This window comes from uncultured Nitratireductor sp., assembly GCF_913053745.1.
In the GTDB taxonomy this organism is placed as follows: Bacteria; Pseudomonadota; Alphaproteobacteria; order Rhizobiales; family Rhizobiaceae; genus Nitratireductor.
The window spans coordinates 21,152-32,738 of record NZ_CAJXGF010000036.1; the positions used below are offsets into that span (position 1 = coordinate 21,152).

Below are 11,587 nucleotides of genomic sequence, written 5' to 3' on the forward strand. Positions count from 1 at the left end.
TGTAAATAAGGATTGCCGTGCAATTCTCGCTCAGAAAAGGCTATGCGGAGGGGCTGGCCGGGCTGATGAGGAGGCGAGCGGCTGCACCGAAGAACGTGCGCAGATCGATAAGGGTATTCTATGCGTTCGCCCTGCGGGCCGATTGAGACCGGCTGTGCCGGTTCGGCTCATGTTGAGCGCGAGCGCTGCTTCTGGGACGGTCCGGATACAAGACCGCGAACCTTGTCGGCGAGGTGATCGCGGGTGAACGCAAAACCGCCCTTGTCGGTGCGGATTACGAGGTCGCTAAAAGGGCGCTGTCCATAGCCCTGCGCGGTCATCTGCGACGACCGGGCCATCTCGTCCGGTGTCAGGAGGCGCTCGCGGGCAGCGATGTGCGCGGCGTCGGCTGCCAGGCTGATGCAATAATACGCTATCCCCCGCCGCCGAAAGGTTTCCCTGAAGAACAGCCAGTTCGTGCAGCGCAGCGGATAAGCCATTATGACCACGGGACGGGTTTCCAGCTGCTCTTCGCAGGCGCGCGCGATGCGACGGCTGGTTTGCAGGATCGAGCGAAGCCAGGGGCCGGGGAGCGAATGGTCGTCGCCATCGACAAAGCCGAAGCCCAGATGCGAGGACACCGCCCTTCCCAATGTCGTTTTGCCGACCCCGACCGGCCCCTCGAACGATATAACAGACAATGGCATCCGCGATCTCCGCCTGCCTCAAGAGAGTTGTCAGCCTTCCGAAAAAGGACAGGCCCGACAATCGTTTGTGCACATCATTCTAAGTCTGTCTGCTCGACAAGGTCGAGGGTGCTTCAGAACGCCGATTGCGGTCGCGTATCAGCCGGATGGAGGAGAGCGGCAGCCCCGGTCGATCATGTCCGGCAAGACACAGATGAGCGTATGCTATCTGATGAATGTGTAAGGTGCTAAGACGCCACTCAAGACCTCGCTCCTCTGCTGTCCCAGACGCCGCGACACGATTGGCCCGAACGATACATGTGAGCGTGCGACCGATACCCATCATCACTCAAACTTTCGCGGGATCTTCCCGCCCCGGGGGCGTGGAACGGGCCGACCTCCAAAGCGGCACCGTGCCGCGTTCTCGCCGCATCCGCATTGTAGCCCCCACCGCCGAAGGAGAAGGGCATGTTCTTTGTCGTCATCGTTCTGATCGCCGTATGCATCGGTGTTCCGCTGATTTATTCTTGGCGGCTGCTGAAGCTCGACATGCCGAGCAGGGGGGCTTGGCTTATCCACGTCGCCGATGCTGCCGTGTTCGTCGCGCTGGTGCTCCTGGTTGGGCGGTGGGACATGGCGGGATACCATATCCGTTTCGTGCTTCTTGCCGTTTTCCTGGGGGCCGTGCTTTGGTCGTTCAAACGGCATGTGTCGCGTCCATGGGGAATGCAGGGCGAGTCCGTTCACCGGCAGCACTGGCCGACCCTCGTATCGCTAGCGCTTTTCGGGGCCGCTTTGTGCTACGTGATTTACGGAATGCTGCCCCCGGAAGAACCCGAAGAGCTTGCTTTTCCGCTGAAGGACGGTCGCTTCATGGTCGGGCAGGGCGGGGGAATCGATTTGCTCAACCATCACGCAACGCATCCCGAACAGCGTTACGCGGCCGACATCACGGAGATCAACGGTTTCGGTTATCGTGCGTCGGGCCTCGCTCCGAAAGCTCTCGACCGTTATGTTATCTATGGGGCTTCTGTCGTCAGTCCCTGCACCGGCGAGGTCATCGGCGTCCGCAACGACCTGCCGGATCTGATTCCGCCGGACTCCGATAAAGACAATCCTCGGGGCAACCATGTCATCGTTGATTGCGGCGCGTTCCAGGTGGAGCTCGCGCACCTTCAGCAAGGCAGCGTTCAGGTTTCGACCGGCGTTTCGGTTTCGGCGGGCGATTCGATCGGAAAAGTTGGCAATTCCGGGAACACCACAGAGCCGCACCTTCATGTGCACGCGGTCGACCCGGAGACGAATGCCGGCGTGCCGATGTCCTTCAGCGGACGGGCACCCGTGCGGAACACATTATACGAGAACTGAATACGAGAACTGGCACAAACGTGCGATGACACAAGAGATCGAGCGCGCGGAGACATGAAATGAAAGAGCCGGGTCAGAGGGTCCGACGCCGGCACCGGTGCGTGAGCCTGAGAGCAGGCTGGACCGACGCTGGATGTCGGGGCCGGTGACGCTGTCGTGCATGCCAAAAGCGTTCGAGGATATATGACCGTGGCAGCATCGTCATGCGTCTGATAAGCTTAACTGGACAAGAACTGTTTTGAGAAACGGTAGAACAAAAACTGTCCGCTCAATCTGCGGGCAGCATGAATGGGATAACCGATGTCAGAAACCGATGAAATTCACGCGCTTTACTTGCGCCTTCTGCAGGGATGGAACGAGCGGAAAGCAAATGCGATGGCCGAATGCTTTTCAAGCGAAGGAGTCATGATCGGCTTCGACGGTTCCCTTGCCGAGGGCAGGACGGCGATCGAAAAACACCTCACACCAATCTTTGCGGATCATCCGACGGCCCCGTTCGTCGCCATCGTTCGCTCGATGCGCAAGATCGGGAGCGCCGGTATTCTGCGCGCCGATGTCGGTATGGTCCCTCCCGGTGGAACGGAGATAAACCCGGCCGCCAATGCCCGGCAAACATTGGTGGCTGTGCAAAAGGCCGGTCAATGGCAGGTGGACCTTTTTCAAAACACGCCGGCTGCACTCCATTGGGACCAGGAAGAAAGCGCATCATTGTCGGCGGAACTCAATGCGGCCTTCAGCGAACGCGGTCTGCTTCCTGTCCGATAGGTGAACCGACCAGCCTGCCTTGCAGAATTGCCCGAATGGAGGCAGACGGAAGCTGTCGCGACCCCGAGTGGACCCGTGCATTCAATTCTGGAGCAGTGAAAAAATGGCGCGCCGGAGAAGATGAAACCGAGACCTTCGAAATCGTCCTAACACATTGAGGCGCAAAGCAACCCATATTTGAGCGTTGCCTACTTTTTTCAGGCGCACATTAAACGAGCTTCTTCTCCATTGGTGTGCCGTCATTCCACCCTTGTTTGGCTTCTGCAAGGGCAGGGCATCGCAACTCAAGTCACCAATATCGCGCGGAAATCATTCACATTGGTCAGCGTCGGGCCGGTCTTTATCAGATCATCGAGGTTCGAGAAGAAGCTATAGCTGTCATTGGCCGACAGAAAGCTGCGTGCGTTCAGGGCGAGCCGGGCGGCGCGTGCAAGTGTGTCGGGCGCTATAATCGCGCCAGCGGCATCTTCGGTGCCGTCAATGCCATCCGTATCGGCCGACAGGGCGTGAATACCCTCTTCCCCTTTCAGGGTAAGGGCGAGCGAGAGTAGAAACTCCGTGTTCCTGCCTCCGCGACCTGGAGCGTTCCGGCCAATCGTAACGGTGGTTTCCCCGCCGGACAAAAGAACTGCCGGCGGGCGTGTCAATGTGCCGTTTCGGGCGCAGGAAAGGGCAATCCCGCCCATCACGGTACCTGCGTGCCGCGCTTCCCCTTCAATGGCATCCCCTAGTAGGATGGGTGTAATCCGGGCCGCCCTGGCCACCTTGGCAGCCGCCTCAAGCGACAGTCGGGGCGTGGCGATGAGCCGGAAATCCGTTTGCTCGCATCGAAAGGTTTCTGACCGTGTCAGAAGAACCTGCCTTACCGCTTCAGGTAGCTCGGGTCGCAACCGATCCAGAAGGGGAGATAGGTCTTCATCCGCGGTCGGATCGGGCACTGTCGGGCCGGAAGCGATCGCGGCCGGGGCATCACCAGGGATGTCGGAAATGGCAAGGGTGACGAGACGGGCAGGAAAGGCCGCCTTTGCGAGACCGCCGCCCTTCAAAAGTGACATACGCCTGCGAATGCGGTTCATATCATCTATGGGCAGGCCCGACTGAAGCAGCAGCCGATTGACGAGAAACTTGTCCTCTAGTGTCAGTGGCGACCTGGGCGCAGGCATGAGGGCCGAGCCGCCGCCCGAAATCAGCGCAAGAACCAGATCGTCTGGTCCGGCCTTTTGTGCCGTTTCGAGGATTTCGCCGGCCGCCCTTGCCCCCGCCATATCAGGCACGGGATGCGAGGCCTCCCGCACCGTGATCCGTTCCGTGGGCACGCCGTGGCCGTATCGCGTGACGACCACACCGGAAATATCCGCGTCTGGCCAGGCCAGTTCCACTGCGCGCGCCATGGCCGCGGCCGATTTTCCTGCGCCAACCACAAGGCAGCGCCCTTTGGGTTCTTCGGGCAGATACTGTGCCAGAACCTTGCCCGGGTCGGCCGCACCAATGGCAGCGTCCAACATCTGACGCAGAAGCGCGTGAGCTTGCGGAGTGTGCATAAAAGATCAGATATTTTCGATGCGAATGGCTTCGCACACGGCTTCCGTCACCTCCCCGGTCGTTGCCTTGCCGCCCACATCCGGTGTGAGTATGCCCTCCGCGCACACCTTTTCCACGGCCCGCATCAGTCGTGCCGCCGCGTTCTGCTCGCCCAGATGATCCAGCATCTGCGCCGCCGTCCAGAAGGTGGCGACCGGATTGGCGATGCCCTTGCCGGTAATATCGAAGGCCGAACCATGGATCGGCTCGAACATGGAGGGGAACCGGCGTTCCGGGTCGATATTCCCGGTCGGGGCAACCCCGAGACTACCGGCAAGGGCACCGGCCAGATCGGAAAGGATGTCTGCATGCAGATTGGTGGCGACGATCGTGTCGAGGCTTTTGGGGCTTTTCACCATGCGCACGGTCATGGCATCGACCAGCATCTTGTCCCAGGTCACATCGGGATATTCGCGCGAGACTTCCGCCGCGATCTCGTCCCACATGACCATGCCATGGCGCTGGGCATTCGACTTCGTCACCACGGTCAGGAGCTTGCGCGGGCGCGACTGGGCGAGCGCAAACGCATAACGCATGATCCGGGTCACGCCGACCCGTGTGAAAATGGCGACCTCGGTTCCCACCTCTTCGGGCAGGCCCTTATGCGCCCTGCCGCCATGGCCGGAATATTCGCCTTCGGAGTTTTCGCGAACGATCACCCAGTCCAGGTCGCCGGGGCCCACACCTTCCAGCGGCGAGGAAATGCCCGGCAGGATCTTGGTGGGCCGCACATTGGCATATTGGTCGAAGCCCTGGCAGATCGGCAGGCGTAGCCCCCAAAGGGTAACGTGATCAGGCACATCCGGTGCGCCCACGGCACCGAAGAAGATCGCATCGAAATCCTTCAGTTGCTCCGTGCCGTCTTCCGGCATCAGAGCGCCGGTTTTCTTGTAGCGTTCCGAACCCCAGTCGAAATGAGTCACATCCAGAGAAAAGCCACCATCCCGTCGGGCCAGAACGTTCAAAGCCTGCAGGCCCGCGTCAATGACTTCCGGCCCGATGCCGTCTGCCGGAATGGCCGCGATCTTGTAGTGTTTGGTGGTCTGCATCTGATCCATAGGATTTCCCGGAACCGGTTGGCGCACCGATGGGGCATTTCCCCGAATGGCGCATGTGGGTGTCGTCCAGCACACGTTAAAAGGGTTGCTCTGGGGAGCTCAATGTGCGCATGATTATATACAAAATCGCGATAATTAAGGGGCGACTCTTTCGTGAATATTTTTCAGCTGAAATGCTTTCTGGGTGTCGTGGATACGATGCATTTCGGCAGGGCAGCGCAAGCCATGAACATGCTGCCCGCATCGCTCGGACGGCAGATCAAGATTCTTGAAAGCCAGTTCGAGACGCGGCTCTTTCATCGCACCACCCGCAATGTTGCCCTGACCGCCGTCGGAAGTGCGATTCTTGACGACGCTAGACGGCTCGTGGCGCAGGCAGACGCGCTGGAAGACAAGATCAGAGCGATCCGCAATGCGGACAAGCCTGTCCTGCGCGTGGGCGCCATCGACAGCGCCTCGGTGGGGCTGATGCCGCAATTGTTGCAATTTCTGAGGACTGAACAGCCCGGGATCGAGGTACAGCTCTTTGAACAGAAGACCATTCACCTCTTGCCCAAGCTTCTGAGCGGAAGCCTCGATATTGCCTTTTGCCGACCGCCTGACATACGCGACCCACGTATCAATTTCCGAACGCTGTTCTATGAGACTGCCGTGGTCGCCTTGCCGGCCGACCACCCTCTCGCCGAAAGGGAGGAGATCCTGATCGAGGACCTGGCTGATATCCCGCTCATCGTGCCGGACCGGCGCTCGCGGCCCCATTCCCATGATCTGACGATGAAGCTTTTCATGGATGCGGGGCTGACAGCCCGTGTCGCACAGATCGCGGAAGAAAAGCATACAATCGTCAATCTCGTGGCCACAGGAACGGGGCTTGCCATCGTCCCCCGCTGGACGGTGCGCATCAGCACGCCGGGCGTACGGTTCCTGCCCCTTTCAATTCCACCGGGCGCGACGCGCTCGAAACTCATTCTTGCAGCCGCCTGGACGCGCGGCACGCGCGACCCTCAGCGTGACATTCTGCTGGATATTCTTGTCCGGAACCTGCAGGCGATTGAGGATAGCGCCTGATAATAACGAAAAATAATATAATCCTCAGAACGTTCTCCCCCCAGACATTCTTCGCCATGCTGCTGCCAGTGGCATCGCGTCTGCGTTGCCGGAGGAGACTATGGGAGGAAACATGACTATCAGGATTACATCAGCCATCGCCTTGATCGCCGGCGCTCTTTGCGCTCTGCCCGCTGCGGCACAGGACAAGGAAGGCTGGCCAAGCAGCATCACCATCGGTACTGGAAGCCAGGGCGGCACCTATTTCGGCTACGGCAGCGGTTTCGGGGCCATGATCAGCGAAGCGCTCGGTATCAATGCCGGCGCGGAGATCACGGGCGGACCGGTCCAGAACGTTACCCTCGTCGAAACCGGCGAGCACCAGCTCGGCTTTGTCACGCTTGGACCGGCGGACGAGGCGATCAAGGGCGAAAGCCCGCTCATGCCGGGCACCCCACATGAGAACATTCGCGCGCTGTTCCCCATGTACCAGACGCCTCTGCAGGCAGCGGTTCTGGCAAGCTCGGACATTCAGGGCTTTACCGATCTCAAGGACGGAAAGCGCGTTGGCGTTGGTCCCGCAGGCGGTACGTCAGCTACCTATTGGACGCGCTATTTTGAAGATACCGATTCCGGTGTGGTCATCAGCAATGCCGGCGGTTCCGATACGGCTGGTCAGCTCAAGGACGGGTTGATCGACGCGTTTGTCTACGCAGCAGGTCTGCCCACCGGCGCCTATGCTCAGCTCGCGGTCGAAAACGACGTTCGTTTCCTTTCCATGGACGAGGAGACGCTGAACAAGATGCTGGAGGTTGTCCCTGCAATGCAGCCTTTCACCATCCCGGCCAACACCTATGAAGATCAGCCGGAGGACCTGCAGACCGTGTCGCTCTGGAATTTCGCCATTGCGCATAAGGACATGCCGGAAGGCCTCGCCTATGAAATCACCAAGCTGGCGATGGAGAGCCACGGGCGTATGGTCCAGAACCATGCGGCAGCCAAGGAGACGCTGCCTGAAAACGTGACCAAGAACACGGTGGTCCCATTTCATCCCGGTGCGATTCGCTGGTTCAAGGAAAACGGATACGAGGTTTCCGGTTCCAATCAGTAAGTCGGTGAACTGACACTAGCGGCACGGACGGTTGAGCTTGATCCTCCCGCCCGTGTCGCGTCTCCAATCCCCTGCCAGGGCCTATTGACCATGACTGCATCCCAGAACACCCGCCCGGACTCCGATATCCGTGCAGAAGCGGCACCATCGATTGAAGAACAAACCGCACGAGCGCTTGTGGACGAAGAGGCGCTGTCGGGTAACCAGCGTGAATTCGCCGGGATCCGTAACACGGTCGTCGCGTGGCTCTGCGTGGCCTATACGGTCTTTCATCTTCTGGTGATGAATGTCTATCCCCTGGAGACGTGGGCCTATCGCCTGACCCATGTGGGTGGCGGCCTGTTTCTCGGCTTTCTCCTGTTCGGTGCGGCCACCATGGACGCGAAGGGGCGCTCGACCCGGTCTCCGCTCGCCATGGCGCTGCTCGCCATTGCCGCGGCTGCCGTCCTTTACGGGGCTGTCGGCGTTGCGGCGATCTGGATCAACGGAACCGTTCTCGGGCAGACTCTTCCGCCGGAATGGGCGATGGCGAGTTTTGGCCTGCCGCTTGCTGCAGGCACGGCACTTGCCATTGCGCACAGCTGGGCTTTTCCCCACATCGACCGGGTCCGGTTTGCGCCCGCCGATCTTGTGCTTGCGGTCTCGGCGATTGCCTTCACCACCTATCTGATTTTCTTTGCGAGGCAGCTTCAGCTGCGCGCCGGCATGCCCATGGCACTGCCGGGCGACATGTGGGCCGCGATCGCAGGCGTTCTGCTGATCATCGAATTGACGCGGCGGCTCGCGGGGCTTGCCCTGGTTGTCATCGCCGGCGTCTTCGTCGCCTATGCCTTCCTCGGCCCCTGGCTGCCCGGCATTTTCGAGCATCGCGGCTATGACGCCAAGCGCTTCTTCTCCTACATCTTCACGGACAACGGAATTCTTGGCGCGCCCGTGGCGATCTCCTCCACCTATATCGTCCTCTTCGTTGTGTTTGCCGCCTTCCTTCAGGCGACGCGGGTGGGCGAGTATTTCGTGAACCTGGCCTTTGCGGCAGCCGGTCACCGCCGGGGCGGGCCGGCAAAGGTCGCCATCTTTGCATCCGGCCTGATGGGCATGATCAACGGCACCTCGGCCGGCAATGTGGTCGCAACCGGTTCGCTCACCATACCGATGATGAAACGCGTGGGCTACAAGCCTCAGACGGCGGCCTCCGTCGAGGCGGCCGCCTCCACCGGCGGGCAGATCATGCCGCCGATCATGGGCGCGGGCGCCTTCATCATGGCGGAGATTACCGGTATTCCCTATACCGAAATTGCCATTGCGGCGATTATTCCGGCGATTCTGTACTTTGCCTCGGTCTACTTCATGGTCGATTTCGAGGCCAAGAAGCTCGGAATGCGCGGCATGCGCGAAGACGAGCTGCCCAATTTGCGCCTGATGCTGCGCCAGGTATACCTGTTTGTGCCCATCATCATTCTGATCGTGGCGTTGTTCCAGGGCTACTCGGTGATTCGTGCAGGTACTCTGGCCACGATTTCCGCGGCGGTGGTCAGCTGGATTTCCCCCAACAAGATGGGCCTGCGGCAGATTCTGCATGCATTTGAGATAGCGGCCTATATGTCGATTCAGATCATCGTGGTCTGTGCGGCCGCCGGTGTCATTGTGGGTGTGATCTCACTCACCGGCGTCGGCGCGCGGTTCTCGGTGCTGTTGCTGGATGTGGCGGCCCACAGCCATCTGCTGGCTCTGGTGTTTGCCATGTTTATTTCCATTCTGCTGGGCATGGGCATGCCGACCACCGCAGCTTATGCCGTTGCAGCTTCGGTCGTGGCCCCGGGCCTGGTGCAGTTGGGGATTGAGCCGCTGACCGCGCATTTCTTTGTGTTCTACTTTGCCGTAGTCTCGGCCATCACGCCGCCTGTGGCACTGGCGTCCTATGCGGCGGCGGGTATTTCCGGTGCCAACGCAATGTCCACATCGGTCGCATCATTCCGGATCGGCATTGCGGCGTTCATCGTGCCCTTCATGTTCTTCTACAACAGTGCGCTGTTGATGGAAGGAGGGTGGTTCGAAATCGGACGGGCGCTGATTACCGCTACCTTTGGCGTGTACCTGCTGTCTGCCGGTGTGCTGGGCTGGTTCGCACGGTCGTCCGCCCCGGTTCTGGTACGGTTGTTACTGGTGGCCGCAGCCCTGCTGACCATCGAGGGTGGTTTGTGGACGGATCTGGCCGGTATCGCGCTGGCGGTAATCGCCATGCTCATCCAGCGCAAGCGTGCGCCGGCTCTGGCCGCAGCCTGATCTGGCCAGTACCCGGAGGACAACCTGCCGCTGAGCGGGTTGTCCTGCCGGTCCGGGGGCGCTAGGCTTGGCCGAAGCCCCTCTTTGATGTTTCGGAACTGAATTCCATGCTCCAGCGCTTCAGCGTCGTTGTGATTCTGGTTGTCATCATGCTGCTGTCCTGGCTTCTGGGCGGTTGGTACGGTTATCGCCAGCTGGAGCAGGAGGCCCTGCAAGAGGCTTTCCGGTACCGACAACTGGTTGCGAACGAGCTGAACCGGTATCTGCCGGTACCGGCTCTTATCGCCGAACACCCCCTGTTAGCCGACGCGCTCAAGCAACCGAATGATGCCGTGACCCTGCTTCGGGCCAACGAGCAGATGCAAAGAATGGCGACCATTGTCGGCGGCTCAGATATCTACCTGATGGATTTGTCTGGTTTGACGATTGCGGCCAACAATTTCGGCCAGCCGGACACCTTCGTCGGCAATAATTACGCGTTTCGCCCCTACTTTTCTGAAGCCGTGCAAACCGGAGATTCAGTGGCCTATTTCGCCCTCGGTTTACGTTCCCTGGAGCGTGGTCTGTACTTCACTCATCCGGTGCGCGATCAGCGGGGCAAAATGCTCGGGGTCGTAGCCATCAAGATATTGGTCCATGAGCTGGAGTCGCAGTGGCACCGGCCAGAATCGACCCAGCAGGCGCAAATGGTGGTGCTGGACGGCGACGGCATCAGTTTTCTGTCCAGTCGCAGCCAGTGGTTGTATCGGGACTTTCGGCCAGGTGACAAGGCCGAAAAATCCGCCCGCGTGCGGCAGCGTTACCCCGAACGGGATTTAGCGCCTGTTGACTTTTCGGTCACTGGCAAGCCGTGGGGGCTGGCGGATTATTCCACACGGATTCAGTTACGGGGCAGCGACAGTGCTGGCACGTACCTGACCGTCGAGGTGGACTTGCCCAGGCTGGACTGGAGCCTGATGGTACTGTCCGAGACGCGATCAGTACTCTGGACCCGCGCCGGTTTCCTGGTCAGCGGGCTGGCCTTGTTCCTGGCCGGGTTCCTTACCTGGTTGTATCTCCGCGAACGATACCGGCGGGAACGTGAACTGGCCTTGAGGGGAGAGCAGTTGGAGCGTCGCGTTGCTCAGCGGACAGCCGATCTTAAACGTTCCAATGACCAACTGCTGGAAGAGATACAGGAGCGGGAGAGAGCCCAGACGGAGTTGCGTGAAACCCAGCAAGAGCTCATCCAGGCTGCCAAGCTAGCGGTGCTCGGGCAAATGTCGGCGGGTCTGAACCACGAGATCAATCAGCCCCTGACCGCTATCCAGGGTTATGCCCGCAACAGTCGGAAGTTTCTGGAGCGAGGGGCCACCGATATGGTGGATGCCAACCTGGGGGAAATTGTTGCCCTGTGCGACAAGATGGCGGAGCTCATCCGACAGTTTAAGGTGTTCGCGAGAAAATCCGAGGGCCCCCCGTCGGTGGTTGATCTCAGATTGGCGGTGGATGGAGCCCTCAAGATCATTCGTGCCCAGCACAGCAGTAGCGGCATTGGCATCGATTGGCATCGCCCGGAGCAGCCGGTCATGTGCCACGGCGATCTGATCCGGATCGAGCAGGTGATGGTCAATCTGGTGGCGAACGCGGTTCAGGCGGTTGAAGGCCGTGACGAGCCGTTGATCGAGATCATGATTGATGAAGAAGAGGGAAACTGGCGTTGCCGGGTT

At 60.0% G+C, this 11,587-nt stretch carries 9 protein-coding genes; 6 read left to right on the forward strand and 3 right to left on the reverse strand.

The features are described 5' to 3' along the window. Positions 1-167: 167 nt before the first annotated feature. Entirely contained in the window at positions 168-686 is a 519-nt protein-coding gene (locus tag QZ638_RS08220) for a hypothetical protein (protein ID WP_295808775.1), read from the reverse strand. Positions 687-1,133: 447 nt separating this feature from the next. Here QZ638_RS08220 and QZ638_RS08225 point away from each other — a divergent pair, with 447 nt between their 5' ends. Both QZ638_RS08225 and QZ638_RS08230 read left to right on the forward strand, forming a co-directional pair. Continuing rightward, positions 1,134-2,033, forward strand: a complete 900-nt coding sequence (locus tag QZ638_RS08225) for a M23 family metallopeptidase (RefSeq protein WP_295808777.1) — start codon at positions 1,134-1,136, stop codon at positions 2,031-2,033. A gap of 300 nt (positions 2,034-2,333) precedes the next feature. Beyond that, positions 2,334-2,798 carry an SgcJ/EcaC family oxidoreductase gene (locus QZ638_RS08230; protein WP_295808779.1) on the forward strand — a complete coding sequence of 155 codons (465 nt, stop codon included), beginning with the start codon at positions 2,334-2,336 and terminating at the stop codon, positions 2,796-2,798. Between the two features lie 284 nt (positions 2,799-3,082). Here the strand turns inward: QZ638_RS08230 and QZ638_RS08235 are convergent, their stop codons facing one another. Together QZ638_RS08235 and QZ638_RS08240 are read right to left on the reverse strand one after the other, a co-directional pair. Beyond that, positions 3,083-4,339 carry a glycerate kinase gene (locus QZ638_RS08235; RefSeq protein ID WP_295808781.1) on the reverse strand — a complete coding sequence of 419 codons (1,257 nt, stop codon included), beginning with the start codon at positions 4,337-4,339 and terminating at the stop codon, positions 3,083-3,085. Positions 4,340-4,345: 6 nt separating this feature from the next. Continuing rightward, a complete protein-coding gene (locus QZ638_RS08240; RefSeq protein ID WP_295808792.1) occupies positions 4,346-5,428 on the reverse strand; it encodes a tartrate dehydrogenase in 1,083 nt (360 codons plus the stop codon). A gap of 162 nt (positions 5,429-5,590) precedes the next feature. On the opposite strand from QZ638_RS08240, the gene QZ638_RS08245 reads away from it, so the two are divergent. The 4 genes from QZ638_RS08245 to QZ638_RS08260 form a co-directional block, all read left to right on the forward strand. Beyond that, positions 5,591-6,505, forward strand: a complete 915-nt coding sequence (locus QZ638_RS08245; RefSeq protein WP_295808783.1) for a LysR family transcriptional regulator — start codon at positions 5,591-5,593, stop codon at positions 6,503-6,505. Between the two features lie 112 nt (positions 6,506-6,617). Beyond that, on the forward strand, positions 6,618-7,595 hold the full coding sequence (locus QZ638_RS08250) for a TAXI family TRAP transporter solute-binding subunit (RefSeq protein WP_295808785.1): 978 nt from the start codon (positions 6,618-6,620) through the stop codon (positions 7,593-7,595). Between the two features lie 90 nt (positions 7,596-7,685). After that, positions 7,686-9,878, forward strand: coding sequence for a TRAP transporter permease (locus QZ638_RS08255; protein ID WP_295808786.1), 2,193 nt, complete (start codon positions 7,686-7,688; stop codon positions 9,876-9,878). Between the two features lie 107 nt (positions 9,879-9,985). Then, on the forward strand, positions 9,986-11,587 hold a 1,602-nt coding region (locus tag QZ638_RS08260), incomplete at its 3' end, for a histidine kinase dimerization/phospho-acceptor domain-containing protein (RefSeq protein WP_295808787.1).